The organism is Clostridium uliginosum (genome assembly GCF_900112485.1).
In the GTDB taxonomy this organism is placed as follows: domain Bacteria; phylum Bacillota; class Clostridia; order Clostridiales; family Clostridiaceae; genus Clostridium; species Clostridium uliginosum.
In genome coordinates this window covers 77,581-93,408 of sequence record NZ_FOMG01000015.1, presented here as the reverse complement: position 1 = coordinate 93,408, position 15,828 = coordinate 77,581, and the positions used below count along the sequence as shown (strand labels likewise).

The 15,828-nt window shown below is 27.7% G+C and carries 14 protein-coding genes; 3 read left to right on the top strand and 11 right to left on the bottom strand.

The window, feature by feature from the left end; translation table 11 throughout:
• Positions 1-340: 340 nt before the first annotated feature.
• Together BM027_RS10970 and BM027_RS10965 are read right to left on the bottom strand one after the other, a co-directional pair.
• A complete protein-coding gene (locus BM027_RS10970) occupies positions 341-2,074 on the bottom strand; it encodes an ABC transporter ATP-binding protein (RefSeq protein WP_090091667.1) in 1,734 nt (577 codons plus the stop codon).
• Positions 2,071-3,807, bottom strand: a complete 1,737-nt coding sequence (locus BM027_RS10965) for an ABC transporter ATP-binding protein (RefSeq protein WP_090091666.1) — start codon at positions 3,805-3,807, stop codon at positions 2,071-2,073. The genes BM027_RS10970 and BM027_RS10965 overlap by 4 nt, the downstream gene beginning before the upstream one ends.
• A 171-nt stretch (positions 3,808-3,978) precedes the next feature.
• On the opposite strand from BM027_RS10965, the gene BM027_RS10960 reads away from it, so the two are divergent.
• On the top strand, positions 3,979-4,851 hold the full coding sequence (locus BM027_RS10960) for a LysR family transcriptional regulator (RefSeq protein WP_090091665.1): 873 nt from the start codon (positions 3,979-3,981) through the stop codon (positions 4,849-4,851).
• Positions 4,852-5,079: 228 nt separating this feature from the next.
• On the opposite strand, the gene BM027_RS10955 is transcribed toward BM027_RS10960, so the two are convergent.
• From BM027_RS10955 to BM027_RS10940, 4 genes are all read right to left on the bottom strand, one after another.
• Positions 5,080-5,526: an Rrf2 family transcriptional regulator gene (locus BM027_RS10955; RefSeq protein WP_090091664.1), complete on the bottom strand. Its 447-nt coding sequence runs from the start codon at positions 5,524-5,526 to the stop codon at positions 5,080-5,082.
• A 297-nt stretch (positions 5,527-5,823) separates the two neighbouring features.
• A complete protein-coding gene (locus tag BM027_RS10950; RefSeq protein ID WP_090091663.1) occupies positions 5,824-7,239 on the bottom strand; it encodes a methyl-accepting chemotaxis protein in 1,416 nt (471 codons plus the stop codon).
• Positions 7,240-7,534: 295 nt separating this feature from the next.
• A complete protein-coding gene (gene uraA, locus BM027_RS10945) occupies positions 7,535-8,827 on the bottom strand; it encodes a uracil permease (RefSeq protein WP_175559971.1) in 1,293 nt (430 codons plus the stop codon).
• Positions 8,828-9,284: 457 nt separating this feature from the next.
• Positions 9,285-10,049 carry a DeoR/GlpR family DNA-binding transcription regulator gene (locus BM027_RS10940; protein WP_090091661.1) on the bottom strand — a complete coding sequence of 255 codons (765 nt, stop codon included), beginning with the start codon at positions 10,047-10,049 and terminating at the stop codon, positions 9,285-9,287.
• A 245-nt stretch (positions 10,050-10,294) separates the two neighbouring features.
• On the opposite strand from BM027_RS10940, the gene BM027_RS10935 reads away from it, so the two are divergent.
• Together BM027_RS10935 and BM027_RS10930 are read left to right on the top strand one after the other, a co-directional pair.
• Positions 10,295-10,687 (top strand): VOC family protein, encoded by a 393-nt coding sequence (locus BM027_RS10935; RefSeq protein ID WP_090091660.1) that lies wholly within the window; start codon positions 10,295-10,297, stop codon positions 10,685-10,687.
• Between the two features lie 210 nt (positions 10,688-10,897).
• Positions 10,898-11,683: an HAD family hydrolase gene (locus BM027_RS10930; RefSeq protein ID WP_090091659.1), complete on the top strand. Its 786-nt coding sequence runs from the start codon at positions 10,898-10,900 to the stop codon at positions 11,681-11,683.
• A 459-nt stretch (positions 11,684-12,142) separates the two neighbouring features.
• On the opposite strand, the gene BM027_RS18810 is transcribed toward BM027_RS10930, so the two are convergent.
• The 5 genes from BM027_RS18810 to BM027_RS10910 form a co-directional block, all read right to left on the bottom strand.
• Positions 12,143-12,850 carry a hypothetical protein gene (locus BM027_RS18810; protein WP_090091657.1) on the bottom strand — a complete coding sequence of 236 codons (708 nt, stop codon included), beginning with the start codon at positions 12,848-12,850 and terminating at the stop codon, positions 12,143-12,145.
• Positions 12,851-13,195: 345 nt separating this feature from the next.
• Complete coding sequence (locus BM027_RS18805) at positions 13,196-13,282, bottom strand: cyclic-phosphate processing receiver domain-containing protein (protein ID WP_341465523.1); 87 nt, start codon at positions 13,280-13,282, stop codon at positions 13,196-13,198.
• Positions 13,283-13,311: 29 nt separating this feature from the next.
• Positions 13,312-14,376, bottom strand: a complete 1,065-nt coding sequence (gene corA / locus BM027_RS10915) for a magnesium/cobalt transporter CorA (protein ID WP_090091656.1) — start codon at positions 14,374-14,376, stop codon at positions 13,312-13,314.
• Between the two features lie 419 nt (positions 14,377-14,795).
• A complete protein-coding gene (locus tag BM027_RS18235) occupies positions 14,796-14,972 on the bottom strand; it encodes a hypothetical protein (protein WP_175559970.1) in 177 nt (58 codons plus the stop codon).
• A gap of 212 nt (positions 14,973-15,184) precedes the next feature.
• A complete protein-coding gene (locus tag BM027_RS10910) occupies positions 15,185-15,583 on the bottom strand; it encodes a hypothetical protein (protein ID WP_242943316.1) in 399 nt (132 codons plus the stop codon).
• Positions 15,584-15,828 lie beyond the last annotated feature (245 nt).

The window sequence follows — 15,828 nt, the reverse complement described above, 5'->3', positions numbered from 1 at the left end:
TGTGAGAACTCAATTATAACAAGGATTTATCATAAATGTTTTTTTATTTTATTCAATTGTAAAATTATTCAAGCATTTTTGCACTATTATAGTATGCATATATCATTATCTATATATTGGCATCTCCTTATTTCCATTTATCATTTATAAATATGAATATGTTTTAAAATAGTGTTGATATTTTAATATAAAGGTGAATTCCACTGTCCATGAGCCTTATATTACAATATCAACACGGTTTTAAAACAGCTTCAAATAAAAATATTAAAAATATCCTTTACTTCAATTTTTAATCTTTTTTATATTTGATTTTACATATTTATTAACTGCTAATTCTAACTTAGTTTACTTGGAACTGACTATTATAAATCCTAGCATAGTGTCCTTTCTTTTTTAATAGACCTTCATGAGTTCCACTCTCAACTATGTTCCCATTATCCATAACTAAAATTATATCTGCCTCTTTAATTGTAGAAAGTCTATGCGCTATTATAAAGGTTGTTCTCCCTTCCATTATTCTTTCAAATGCCTTTTGTATGTGTAGTTCTGTTCTTGTATCTATATTGCTTGTAGCCTCATCTAATATAAGCATTGGTGGGTCAGCAAGCATTACACGGGCTATAGTTAAAAGTTGCTTTTGCCCTTGTGATAAATTATCTCCTGATGAAGTTATCTCAGTATCATATTCCTTTGGTAAACGTCTTATAAAGCTATGAACTTCTGCTCCTTTTGCTGCTTTAATAATTTCATCTTTTGAAGCTTCAGGTTTACCATAAGCAATGTTATTACCTATAGTGTCTGAAAATAAAAATGTATCTTGAAGAACCATTCCAAATCTTTGTCTTAAATCATCTCTATTCATATGTTGAATGTTTATTCCATCAATAGATATTTGTCCCTCATTAACTTCATAAAACCTCATTAATAAATTTACAAGAGTTGTTTTTCCTGCTCCTGTTTTTCCTACAATAGCAACTCTACTACCTGGTTTTATATCTAAATTCAAATTTGTTATAAGTGGATTTTTTTTATCATATGCAAATGAAACATTATTAAAGGTTACATGGCCTCTACACTCTTCAATATTAACTAAATTTTCTATATAATCCTGCTCTTCTTCCATATCAATTATAGAAAATACACGATTAGCTGAAGCAATAGCTGCCTGTATTTGAGTTAGCACCCCTGTTATTTCATTAAAAGGCTTTGAAAACAAAGTAGAATATATAAGAAAACTTGATATACCACCAACAGTTATTTTTCCCATAATAGCAACAATGCTACCTATTATTCCTATTATGGAATAGGTTATGTTATTTACAAGTCTAGTTGATGGATTTGCAAGAGAACCATAAAATTGCGACTTAACTCCTGAATTATAGAGCTGTTCATTAATTGCTTTAAACCTATCATAGGAGTGCTTTTCATAGTTAAATGCCTTTACCACCTTTTGCCCCCTTATAATCTCCTCTGCATATCCATTTAACTCACCTAATGTCTTTGCTTGTTTTGAAAACATCTTTTTAGATTTTTTAGTTACAAACCTTGCCACAAAAAATGTTATTGGTGCAGATAATATAACCACTAAGGTCATAACAAAATTAATAGAAAGCATAAAGGCTATAGATCCTATAATTGTAGCAACTCCTATAAATAAAGATGACATTCCCTGTAAAAGTCCATCTCCAACTGTATCTATATCATTAATAAATCTACTTATAATATCTCCATGAGCATTACCATCATAAAATTTTAATGACAGGAGATTAATCTTATTAAAAAGCTGTTCTCTCATGGAATTTACAGTTTTATAGGTTATAAGATTTAAAAAATAACTCAATAGCCAATTAAAAAGATTACTGCATATATAAACTACTGCTAATATAAAAATTATGTTAAATACTTCTTTAAAATTAACATTTCCTTTTCCAATCATATTATCAATTGATTTACCTATTAAAATAGGACCTATTAAATTTGTAGTAACACTTATTATGGTAAAAATTATAGATATAAATAAAAGACCCTTTCTCTCTCCTATATATTTAAATATTCTTATTAATGTATTATTCATTTAATTGCCTCCTCACTTGAAAGTTGAGATAAGCAGATTTCCTTATATACTTCTGAGCTTTCTATAAGCTCTCTATGTGTACCTAAGGCAACCACTTGTCCATCATCAAATACAATAATTTTATCTGAATTTTTTATAGTACTTGCCCTTTGAGAAACAATTATTATGGTCATATTATTAGAGTTGTCTTTAATAGCCTTTCTTAATGCAGCATCAGTTATAAAATCTAAAGCACTAAAGGAATCATCAAAAATTAGTATTTCTGGATTTTTAACTAAAGCACGAGCTATTGTAAGTCTCTGCTTTTGTCCTCCTGAAAAATTAGCTCCACCACGTTCTACTTTAGTTTTATAACCCTCCGGAAGTTTGATTATAAATTCATGGGCCTGTGCCTTTTTTGAAGCCTCTATAACTTCATCCTCTGAAGCTTCTAAATTGCCCCATCTAATGTTTTCCTCAATAGTTCCAGTAAATAATTCAGCTTTTTGAGACACCATGCTTATTTTACTTATTAGTGTATCTAAAGGATACTTCTTAACATTTATACCATTAACCAAAATTTCTCCTGCATTAACTTCATAAAATCTTGGTATTAAATTAACAAATGTAGATTTACCTGAACCTGTTCCTCCTATAATTCCTACAGTTTCTCCTTTATTTATTGATAATGAAATGTTTTCTAATACCATATCACTAGCTTCATTATAGTTAAAATAAACCTTATTAAACTCAATAGCAGATGTATTTATATCAGAATTTTCATTTACACTTCCTATGTTTTCAATAATGGATGTATCTGTTTCAAAAAGTTCATTAATACGTCCTGCTGAAGCTGAAGCCTTAGTAAATAAAACAATAAGATTTGAAACAACTATAAGTGCAAGTAAAATTTGAGTAATATAATTTACAAAAGCTATTATTGTTCCTGGCAATAAAGTTCCACTATTAATTTGAAAAGCCCCTACCCATAATAAAACTATGATAGCGCTGTTCATAACAAATGATGTTAATGGATTTAATAACGCTGATATTTTACCAACATTAATAGAGGTATGAGTTAAATCATCATTTTTCTCTTTAAATCTCTTCTTCTCTTTATATATCTTAGAAAAAGCACGAATAACTCTTACTCCTCTTAAAGTTTCACCTATTATAAGAGATAATTCATCTAAATTTTTCTGATATTTTTTATATAATGGTGAAGTTTTAGTTATAAAAAAATATAATATTAATGCAAAAAAAGGTGTTGATGAAATTAAAATTAAAGATAACTTAAAATCTAATATCATTGCCATTATTGTAGCGCCTATACATATAAATGGTGCACGTATAACAAGTCTTATAAGTAGTGCTATTGCAATTTGCAATTGATTTACATCATTAGTAATTCTATTTATAAGTGATGAGCTACCAAACTTATCTATTTCAGTATAAGAAAGAGAGCTTATATGCTTAAATATAGCATTACGTAAATCTGTACCAAAGCCTTGTGAAGCACAAGCTGCATAATATTGGCACACAAGAGAACTACAAAATCCAAAGATTGTCATGCACAGCATAATTCCTCCCATTTTAATTACATAAGAACTGTCCCTATTAGTAACTCCATTATTTATTAAAAGAGCCATAATTGTTGGTAAAATCAACTCTAAAATAGCCTCAAATAATTTAAATATTGGTCCAACAATACATTCTTTTTTATAAGGCTTTAAAAAGGATATAAGTTTAAACAAGTGTGTAATCTCCTTTCTTGAATAATATAGGGATTTTCAACAATGCAATCACCCTATATTGACTATGAAATATTTATCAGTTATGATTTTAACATAGAAATTACCATATTAATAATATTTAATTTGTATCACTTATATACGAAAATCATATGGATTGGAGATAATATGTTTATGGATATAAAACAGTTAAAGTATTTTTTAACCATTGTAGAAGAAGGTCAAATAACTTCTGCTGCTAAAAGGCTTAATATGGCTCAACCACCATTAAGTCAACAATTAAAAAATCTTGAAGATGAGCTTGGTGTAAAACTTATAGAAAGAGGACCAAGACATATCGAGTTAACTGATGCTGGTAATATTTTAAAAGATAGAGCTGAACAAATATTAGAACTGTCAGACTCCACCATAAATGAAATAAATGATTTTAAAAAGGGGTTTAAAGGTAAATTATCTATAGGTACTGTTTCATCATCTGGTTCTGTTTTACTCAATGATAAAATCTCAGACTTTAGAAAAAACTATCCAGGAGTAAAGTTTGAAATACACGAAGGCAATACCTTTAAAATATTAGAGCTTTTAAACAGAGGTATTATAGAGGTAGGTATTGTACGAACTCCTTTTAACTCTTCAAAATTTCATTGCAAATATGCAGAGGCTGAGCCTATGATAGCTGTAATATCAAAAAATTATTACTTCAAAACAAAAAACTCTTATATAACCATAGAAGAGTTAAAAGAAAAACCTTTAATTATATACCGTAGATTTGAACAATTAATACATGAAACTTGCCTAGAACAAGGTTTTGAACCAGAAATATTCTGTAAGAACGATGATGCTCGCACCACTCTTTTATGGGCAAATGCAGGCCTTGGCATTGGCATAATTCCTAAATCTGCCTTTGGCCTTGGTGGAAATGATAATCTAATTTATAAAGAAATTAATAATGATAAATTAATAACTAAGGTAAGCGCAATATGGATAAAAGATAAATATATTTCATCTATGGCCCAAAAGTTTATAGAGTATTTTGGAGAAAATAAGTAGATTACATAAAAACACAGAAAAATTTCCAACATCCACGTAACTACAACAATTACATCGATGTTGGAAATTTTTTAAATGGATTCCACTTAAGACATCTCTAAATAAATAACTAATGTCTTCTTGTCTTTTTGATGCTATACTGAGTCAGCAAATGCAAGTAATAACAGCAGTATTAGCTAACTTGCCTTCACTTCCTTGTCTAGTTCAAAAAATTCTAAGAATCTTTGACTAGTTATTTATTTTACAATTCTCAATATTTTCTAACAGCCCTTCAATAATATCCTGCATTGTAACATTCTTTAATACATCCTCCATTGCCCCTTGAGCTTTAATTAATATAATTTCTAGTACAAATTGAATATTAGCACCTATAGGACATTTTGGATTTGGATTTTGATGGATTTGAAAAAGCTGCCCATCTTCAACTACATCTACTGCCTTATATATATCTAGTAAAGTAATATTTTCTATGGGCTTTAAAAGATATGCTCCGCCACTCCCTGAATTCACATTAACCATACCAGCTTTTTTTAACATTCCAGTAACTCTTCTAATAATTACCGGATTAGTATTTACACTACCAGCAATCCATTCTGAAGTACACAATTTTTCTTTTTCCATAGATAATATTGATAGTATATGAACTGCTACAGAGAATCTACTACTTATTTTCATACTTAATCCCTCCTGCCGTAACCATTATAGTTACAGCTACAGAAGTTGTCAATAGACTATTAAAACTTTTTTCAAAAAATCTGTAACATTCAATAGTAATATCTCTATATACTTTTATAATGCTCTGTGCAATTATTTGTTGATTTTAATTTTTAAAGATTCTTGGCAATGAAAAAGTAGCTGATACATTATCAATAGTATCAACTACTCCAGGACTCTTAAGTATATTTATTCTGTTAAAAGTCTGTGATACTCTCCTTTTTTGCCAAATCTTTTTAATTTCTAATTTTGCATTTCTTAGATTTTATATACATTAATAACGTCTTTAAGTTCTTCTGCAAGTTCAGTTTGCTTATTTATTGCTTCAACAATAGTTCCAACTTCACTAGTAACTTCTTCAACATTTATTTGTATATCTTGTGATTTACATGAAGTTTCTACTGCTGTAGAACTTACCGTATTAATTCCTTCACTTATTTGAATAATAATTTCTTCAATATTTTTACTTGTATTTTGAATTTTCTCTGCCATATCAGTGATTAATTTAGAATCTTTTTCATAGCTTGTTGCTGTTTCAATTAGTAATTCATAATCACTATTGACATCTTGTTCTAAGAAAATTAATAAATCTTTACTATGGTCACTTAAATTATTAAATGCACTTTGAACTTCACTAATAACACCCTTTATTTGGTCAACTGTCTCTTTACTTTGTTCTGCTAATTTTTTTACTTCATCTGCAACTACTGCAAATCCTTTTCCTTGTTCTCCTGCTCTAGCCGCCTCTATAGATGCATTTAGTGCTAAAAGATTAGTTTGTTCTGAAACTTCAGCTATTACATTAGCCATCATTTTAATATCCTCTACTATTTTACCTTGTGTTATGGCTTTAGTAACGTTTTCAATTTTCTCATTGTAAATTTTTCTTGCATTTTCTACAGCAGATTGTCCTTTTTGTTTAACTTTAATTGCCTTGCTTCTAATAGCTTCTGCTGATTCATTATCTTTTCCTGCAGTTTCATTTAATCCAGATACTGTAGTAGCTATTTCATGCGTTGAAGCATTAACTTCTTCTGAAACTGCACTTAATTGTTCAACATCTTTAAATATAATTTGAGTAGAAGAATTTACATCTACAATGTTACCATTAATCTTCTTAACAATTATGTTAAGTTCTTGACTTGACTTTATTAATAACTTTGAATATGTGTATATATTCCCCACCATTGATCTATTAGCACTTATTGCATCATTTAAATTATCTACAACATCTCCTATTTCTTTATCATAGCTTCCTTCAAGTTTGGCTGTTAAATCTCCTTGTCTTAACAAATGTGCAAGTGTACTTAATTCTTTTAATGGTTTAAGTATTCCTTTAATAATTGCTACTGCTAACCCCAATGTAACTAAAAATCCAATTAATGAAATTATAATAGTAATATTTGTACACTTACTTACTGAGCCTTCAACCACTCCAATAGATGTTCTCATATTTTGCTTGGTTACTGTTTGTACTGCTGCATTATCAATTATGTTTTGAGTTGTTCCAAGTTCTGCTTTAACTCTATTCAATTGATAAATACATATTCCTCCAACAATTATCATAAACCCTAATACAATTATATAACTCCCAATTATCTTAGTTTTAATACTTAATAATCTTTTTTTATTTTTACCTTCCTGAGCTCTTTGTTTATCATCTTTTTTCTTCATAAATACTCTCCTTTAATCTTCATGTTAAATTAACTTATTTCTAAACAAGCAGCAAATTATATTAATACATTTTGTATTTACCATTTATCCCATAAATGTATAATTATATTATAACCATTTAGTATTCCAATTTCTACTACTAGAAATTTTTCTTAAAATAAAAAAGATAACTCCTGTACAATACAGAAATTATCTTTTAGAATCTTAATACTCTTTTTTAAAATGTCCTTGACATAGGGTCCATTTTAAATTTATCCAATTAACAATACTTCTTTAATCTTTAACTTCTTTTGTTTTATTCTGTTTCGTTCATTATACCAAGTTTATCAAATATTATAAAACTTATACTTAATACAATGGCTACAATTGTAGCTAGTCCCATTCCTTTCATCTCCATATTTCCAAGTGTCAATTTTATTCCACTTAATCCTACTATAAATATTACTGAAGTAAGTATTAGGTTTCTAGATTTAGCAAAATCAACTTTTTCTTCAATAAACGTTCTTAATCCTGATGTTGCTATTGTTCCAAATAATAGAAAACTAACTCCCCCTATAACTGGTGTAGGAATTGTGCTAATAAGTGCTGACATTTTTCCTGAAAATCCTAAAATTATTGATATTAATCCAGCTCCACAAATTACATATACACTATATACCTTAGTTAATGCCATGACTCCTATGTTTTCACCATAAGTTGTTGTAGGCACTGAGCCAAACATTCCCGAAATAATAGTTGATAATCCATCTCCAAGTAAAGATTTATGAAGTCCTGGATCTTTTGTCAAATCTTTTCCTACAATACTACTAGTAACTTTTAAGTGTCCTACATGCTCCGCAATTACTACAAATGTTGCTGGTAATATTGTTAATATTGCATTGATATTAAAATGAGCTAATTTTATATTAGGTGTTGCAAAGAAACTTGCATTATTTACTGAATTAAAATCTACTAGTCCCATAAAATATGCTGTAATATATCCTACTACTACTCCTATTAATATTGGTATAACTTTTAAAAATCCTTTTAATAATACATTACATAAAATTACTGTAATTAATGTTACCATTGATACAATTACCCACGTTGTATTTAAAGTCGGTGAATTACTTCCTCCTACTGGAAATCCTGCCATATCAGCTGCATTACCAGCTAGCTCTAAACCAATTATTGCTATTATTGCTCCCATTGCTGCTGGTGGAAATAATTTATTAATCCATCCCATACCAGTATATCCTACAATAATTGCTATTATTGAAAAAGCTACCCCTGCAGCTACAAAACCACCCTGTATAGTTTGAAAATCATACCCTTGGTTATATAATGATAATACCGGCGCTATAAAAGCAAAGCTTGAACCTAAATAAGCTGGAATCTTTTTTCTAGTGATAAATGCGTATAATAATGTACCTACACCATTAAAAAATAGAACTGTTGTTGGATCAACTCTGAAAATAAGTGGTACTAGAACTGATGCTCCAAACATTGCAAATAAATGTTGGATGCTTAATGGAATTGCCCTCCTTAAAGGAACCTTTTCTGTAACATCTACAAAGTCATGTTCATTATTTGATAATTTATTATTCATGATATTTTCCCCCTTCTTAGTTTCGCTGAACTAAATTAAAAGTATACTTTTCAAAAAGTATCATAAATGTATATAGTTTGTCAATATTTTTATGTAAATTTTAGAAAAAATATTTTAATATGGTAAGGTTGACTTCTCAAAAATACGTCTCTAACCTCTATTTAAAAGCTTTTTCCTATCTATTTACTCTAATCCTTCAAATTGGAAATTTTTAAGAGGTGAATAATCTATTCTCGAATTACTTCTATATAAATTACTTAGTCTCTATATTCTGCATAAGAAGTCAAATTTAGACTTTTGTAATCTAATTAAGTCTACTAGCTTTTTAGCCTTCTTCTATGTTTATATGCTCTAATTTGTACAGTAGAATTGATTTTAATCATTTCCTATTGTATGACAACATAAAAACACTTTAATATGACTTCATATGACTTCATATGAAGTCATAATTTTTTAGTTAAATTAACTTTACATCATATTGTTCAAGGAGAGTTCTTATAGTATTACTTGGTGAAGCTTCTGTAATAATACTATTAAAATCTGTTATATTAGAAAAAATGAAAATTCCATCTGTATTAAATCTTTCATTTAGTGCCATTAGATATAGCTCTTTCGATATACGCATAATAGTCTTCTTAGTATTTGCATCTTCAGATACACCAACACTAATACTTCCAGTCCCAAGATCTACTCCATTACATCCTATAAATGCTTTATTACAACGATAAAGTTTAATTTGCTCAATAGAATGAGAACCTATACTTCCACCTACAAGAGTATTATAATCTCCACCGATAAAAATAAAATGTATTTTTGAATCTAAAGGAATCATTGATGAGATCTCAAACATATTTGTAATTAAGGTTATATTTTTATTACTTTTTACAAGTAGTTTTGCAAGAATATAAGAAATACTTGATGCATCTAAAAAAATTGTATCATTCTCTTTTATTTGATCATATGCTTTTTCTGCAATGATCTTTTTTAAATCAGTATTTTTTTCTACTCTTTTAAGAAAACTTTCACAATTTACAATTGTACGTTTTATGTTAATAGCTCCACCATAAGTACGTTGCAATAAGTTTTTTTTCTCTAGCACCTGAAGATCTTTTCTAATCATGCTTTCGCTAATATTAAATTGTGAACTTAAATCTTTAACTAATACTTTCCCATCTTTTTCTAGTAAATCTAAAATATATTTATACCTTTCTTCAATAAACATAATTTCCTCCAATTCATTCCCGTTTGTTCTTATTGTAACAGTCATAATACAATAATGCAATAAAACTAATTGACAATCACGAATAAATGTCCTAAAATGAGATTAATTAGTAACAAACTGTATTGAATGATAATAAACTATAACTATAGTATAACTTTTACGAACTTATTATATTCACTTAAGTTAAGAAGACCAATGTTCCTATAACTTAACAAATTGTAATTTTATAAAGGGGGAGAAAAACCATGTCAATATTAAATGATCTTACAGGAATTGCACATATAGTAATTCCAACTACTAATCTGCAAAAAACCATAAAATTTTATTTAGATTTAGGCTTTGAAACTATATTAAAAACTTTTAATATAGAAGCAAATGAGCAAGTGGCATTTCTTCAATTTAAAGATATAATAATTCAAACTAATGAAACATTGAATGCTAAAGAAAAAATACAAGCAATAGATCATATGTCAATAAATATTTCTGATATTGAAAAAGCATTTAAAGAAGCTAAAACTAGAGGATATGATTTGTTAGATGATGAGGTTCAATATCGACATTTTTGTAAAAACGAAGTTAAGTTTTTTACATTAATAGGACCGTCAAACGAAAAAATAGAGTTTTATCAAAAATTATAATTAACAATAAAATTTTATATTTGTTTTGTTCATTTATTTTCTACTTCAATATGATATTTTAATTTTTGCCAAATTATTATATTTACTTGAATTAAGGCACATTCAAAAAAATAATAGACCAGTATGCTTGTATATTTTATTTCATGTGCCTAAGAAAAGCGATGTTCATATAACTTAACAGATCCTATTAAAATAAAAGGAGATAGAATTATGAAAAAAGCAATATTTTTTGATATAGATGGAACATTAATAGATTGTTTAAATGGGTTAACAGATATTACTCCTAAAGTAAAAAAAGCAATTCGTGCATTACAAGCAAATGGAGATTATGTTTTTATTGCAACAGGTAGACCTTATGCATTTCTAAGTGAAGCTTTGTTAAACTTTGGATTTGATGGTTTTATTCTTACAAACGGAGCGCAAGTAAAAGTTAAAGATAAACTTATTTATAAAGAACCACTTTATAAAGATTTTGTAAAAGAAATATCTGATAATTTTGAAGAACTTAACATTCAATATATTTTACAAGGAGAAATATATTCATATATGAAAGAAGACTATAAAGAATTTTATTCATATTTTGATAACTTCAGTATTTCTAGAAAATATTTAAAAGGTAATTATGATATTGAAAATATAGATACTTATAAAGTAGAAACGCTATGCAAAGATGAAAAAGGTATCGACTATTGTTTATCTCTAGAAAATGATGATTATGATTGTATTTATAATGAAGAAGAAAAATCTTTTGAGTTTTATTCAAAAAGAAATACAAAAGCTACAGGAATCTTAAAAGCATTAGATTATTTAAATATTCCAATAGAAAATAGTTATGCTTTTGGTGATGGAAAAAATGATATAGAAATGTTATCTACGGTTGGATGTGGAATAGCTATGGGAAATGCTAGCGATGAAATTAAGATCTATGCTAAGAAAGTTACTGATACAGTACATAATGACGGTATAGCTTTAGGAATTGAAAAGTTTATACTGTAATATATACTTTCTCTAATACCTAAATGGATCTATGTCAATATGGTAGACATAGATCCATTATTACATCTATTATATTCATTCTATATATCATCTTTTTTCTTGATTTTTTGTATAACAAAAGACACCTACAGAAATTTCTGCAAGTGCTTTTTAATATAAACATTAATTAATCTATGTACTACAATTCTAACTATTTTTTCAGTTTAAATTTTGTAATTTTATAATTGTGATAATTATACAAAATAATGTTATGATACATTTAACTATATCATTCCAACGGCTCTGTTTCCACATCTGATATACTCCTACTGGCCAAACAAGAATTATCAGCAAAATAAGAATGAATTGTTCTCTCCATATTATTCCATATAATTTGCATAATATACTTTTCTTTATTCTTGATAGTTTTTCCATGAATTTACCTCTTTTGTGTAATTAATTGCTATTATACTACTTTTTTTAACCAACAAATCTAAAAACATATTGTCCATTCATTAATACCCATCCAATATATTTATCATTACCTTTTCTGAAAGTAAATCTATATGCTGATTCTCCAGTTGCGTAATAAGTATCTAATTCTCCACCATCAATATAAGTATAATCTGGATAAGCCTTTTTCAATATTGTTAAGGCTTTTTCTGAAGTCATATTTTTAGATGAAGTTTGACTCTCGGCACCACTAGAATTTAGAGTCACCTTATCTACTTTGTTTCCATTGCAATCATATACATTTAAAGTGTTCATACCAATATATCTTGATACTTCATTTTTATCCCAAGTATATATGCATGGTTCACTATTAATTACTTTTAAATTTGATTGATCTCCTGCTTCATAACATACTTTTCCTGACTCACAACAAGCAATACCATTTTTTATTATATCTTTTCTTGCATATTTAGCTGTTTCTGTCCATACTCCATTTAAGTTTAAATAATATCCATCACACATCCATGCATTTTGAACTAAATATCCATTAGACTTAAAATAATACCAATTTGAATTAATTAGTCTCCAACCTGTAAACCATGAACTTCCTTCTGTATACCACCAACCTGTATTATTTTGTTTCCATGATGCACTTGCTCCTATTGGATTCAATGCCATTACTGAAGCTATTACTAATGCACTAGCTATTACTTTTGTTAATCTTAATCTTTTCATTTTGTTTACCCCTTATTATTATTTTTCGCCTTATTATATCATATAATACCATTATTTTCTCTTATATCCTGTTTTTCTATTAATCCCTTTATATTATGATAAATAAAAAGAAGAGGTTCTTCCTCTTATTAATTAATTCAGTAATTTTTTATAGTGAAAGTCTAACTTTATCCATACTGTATGATGAATGTGATCCTCTACCAACAACCCTTTCAATCATTCTTCTAAAAGTCATGCTTTTACAGCACAAAAAAGGAGTAGAAATTACTTCCTACACCATTATTTTTATCTAATCCTAAGTCATGATCTAATAACAAGATATTTATTTTACTAGTATTTAAATTCTCAAATAGCTTCATCATAACTTCTTGCAATAATAAACCCATCTGGACACTTTCTTAGGTCATCTACATACAAATTAACTAGGTGCATTTTGAACACTCATTAGTATTAGATTATACTTACCACCATTTTTTCTTTTTAAAGAAAATAAGCATTAAAGTTGCAATAGAAATCATGATTATCCATACTACTGGATACATCCATGGCCAATTATATTCTGGCATATTTGTAAGGTTCATTCCATATAACCCAACAATAAATGATAGTGGTATAAAAACAGTAGATATAATTGTTAAAACTTTCATTATTTCATTCATCTTGTTACTTACACTGGAAAGATACATGTCCAACATACTAGACAATATATCCCTTAAAGTTTCAGTAGTATCCATTACCTGAATTACATGGTCATATAAATCTCTTATATATATATCCACAGAGTCTTTAACTAACGGTGTTTCACTTCGCGCTAGAGAATTGACTACTTCCCGTAACGGCCATACAGATTTATGCAAATATAACATTTGTCTTTTTAATTTGTGAATGACTTGCAATGTACTCTTTGAAGGATTTGATACTAACTCATCTTCTGTATCTTCAATCTTTTCACTCAATTCTTCTAGTACAACAAAGTAATTATCAACAATTGCATCAAGCAAATTATAAATCAGGTAATCTGCACCCATTTTCCTAATACGTCCTACTCCTTGTCTAATACCTTCACGCACTGTATTATATGTTTCTATTTTTCTTTCACTAAAAGAAATAACATAGTTTTCACCAAGTATGAAACTTTCTTGTTCAGTGGTAAATTCGCCCAACTCATTATCATAGAATAACATTCTTACAACAATATAAGTATACCCCTCATAATTCTCTATCTTAGGACGTTGCCCAGTATTTAGAATATCCTCCAATACTAAAGAATGAATCCCAAAACACCTACCAAGTTTTTCAATAGTATTGACATCATGAATGCCTTCTACGTTAATCCAATGTACATTAGATTTTTCTGTATGCAACAAACTTACATCATTTAAATCAATTACTTTTTCCTCAAATCTATCTACAGTATAATTGAATAGCTTTATTTGAATTGTTTCACTCTTTTTTTCTCCAGTGTATATTAGACTTCCTGGAGGCAATCCTGCTTTTATAGAACGTCTTTTCATAATTGTATTCATAAATAATCACCTATTAATAAATATTTATTAAAATTCCACATAAAATTTTCCCAAATATAGTTATTTTATTTTATATTCTTTAAAATCCTTGTTTTACCTATAGTATAGTTCTAATTAACAGAACTATATTTTACTATTGTAAATTAATTAAACACATTTGTATATGTAAATATGTTTATATAACAATATCAACACGGTTTTAAAACATAGCGTTTAAATTAAATAAAAAGAAGATGTTCCCTTCTTTTAGGTTCATCTTCTCAAATTACTACATACTATTTATTAACTTCACTTTAATATCTTAATACTTTTACTCGATTTAAACACCATATCACATTTAAAGATACTATATAACACTCTATATAAACTAAAAGACACTTAAAAACATTTTTATTTCAAATAAAAATAAAGGTCTTATCTTAGTCTTTTATATAATCTTTATATTCACATACATCAATGAATTCACATTTATCCGTTTTACATCTTATAGAACCTGTGCCATCACTACTATCAATTGCAAATGGTAAAATTACATTTGTTTGAACGCCAAATTTTCTTATATTTACATCGTGGCCTTTTTTACATTCTTTTATCATTATTTTCCTCCTTCGTTTATATATATAAATATTATAACATATTGTCATAATATATGTTGATAAATTTCGACATTTTATTAATTCTTATCCTATAAAATAATATTTTTAGCAATTTACCATAAATCTTATTATTAGTTTCCTGTGAATATCTTTCATATAATTCCATCGTATCATCACTAACTATAGTAAAATTACCTAGTTCATCTTCATAATTATTCTGTTTCCTTTACCAATTCTTCTAAAGAAAATTTTTTATTGCATTTTGGACAATAATAAGAAATTTTAACTTCATACCTTTCTACATCTGATGCATACCCATCCATACTTATATTCCTCTCTATACCTTTATACTCTTCACTCGTAATTTTTTTCATTTTTGTTTCACAAATTTTACAATTTTTCCTATCTACTAAAAAATATTTTAATTCTCTAAATCCAAGTGACCATTCTTTTCCTTTTACTTTAGGTACATTCTTCCTTGTATAAAACATATTGCAAACCTTAATTGCAACAAATAATAAAGTTCCCATAAGTACAGTTGCCCCTAATATAGTTAGAATCAATAAACCATATTGACTAATTGTTGATATACTTGTAGTGTGAAATAACATCCTCTTTATGTAATTAACTCGAAAAATATAGAGTATAACTACGAATGTCAATATTCTCTTATATTCTTTATTTTGTATTATCCTTTTTATTAAATTCTTCATAATTATTCTGTCCTCACTGCCAATTCTTCTAGTTAGCAATAGTGTTGATTTATCTATATAAAAATTATTTAGTTGTTCCACAGTAAATTACCATTGCGAATCAAGTATAACACATTTTGTGAGCTTGCTCTATCTATGTATAG

What these genes read in the sequence shown, in the direction of transcription:
- uraA (WP_175559971.1), bottom strand. Translation starts at nt 8,827, where the DNA reads ATGAATAATAAATTATCAAATAATGAACATGACTTTGTAGATGTTACA.
- BM027_RS10960 (WP_090091665.1), top strand. Translation starts at nt 3,979, where the DNA reads ATGGATATAAAACAGTTAAAGTATTTTTTAACCATTGTAGAAGAAGGT.
- BM027_RS10955 (WP_090091664.1), bottom strand. Translation starts at nt 5,526, where the DNA reads ATGAAAATAAGTAGTAGATTCTCTGTAGCAGTTCATATACTATCAATA.
- corA (WP_090091656.1), bottom strand. Translation starts at nt 14,376, where the DNA reads ATGAATACAATTATGAAAAGACGTTCTATAAAAGCAGGATTGCCTCCA.
- BM027_RS18805 (WP_341465523.1), bottom strand. Translation starts at nt 13,282, where the DNA reads ATGCACCTAGTTAATTTGTATGTAGATGACCTAAGAAAGTGTCCAGAT.
- BM027_RS10930 (WP_090091659.1), top strand. Translation starts at nt 10,898, where the DNA reads ATGAAAAAAGCAATATTTTTTGATATAGATGGAACATTAATAGATTGT.
- BM027_RS18810 (WP_090091657.1), bottom strand. Translation starts at nt 12,850, where the DNA reads ATGAAAAGATTAAGATTAACAAAAGTAATAGCTAGTGCATTAGTAATA.
- BM027_RS10950 (WP_090091663.1), bottom strand. Translation starts at nt 7,239, where the DNA reads ATGAAGAAAAAAGATGATAAACAAAGAGCTCAGGAAGGTAAAAATAAA.
- BM027_RS10970 (WP_090091667.1), bottom strand. Translation starts at nt 2,074, where the DNA reads ATGAATAATACATTAATAAGAATATTTAAATATATAGGAGAGAGAAAG.
- BM027_RS10910 (WP_242943316.1), bottom strand. Translation starts at nt 15,583, where the DNA reads ATGTTATTTCACACTACAAGTATATCAACAATTAGTCAATATGGTTTA.
- BM027_RS10935 (WP_090091660.1), top strand. Translation starts at nt 10,295, where the DNA reads ATGTCAATATTAAATGATCTTACAGGAATTGCACATATAGTAATTCCA.
- BM027_RS10940 (WP_090091661.1), bottom strand. Translation starts at nt 10,049, where the DNA reads ATGTTTATTGAAGAAAGGTATAAATATATTTTAGATTTACTAGAAAAA.
- BM027_RS18235 (WP_175559970.1), bottom strand. Translation starts at nt 14,972, where the DNA reads ATGATAAAAGAATGTAAAAAAGGCCACGATGTAAATATAAGAAAATTT.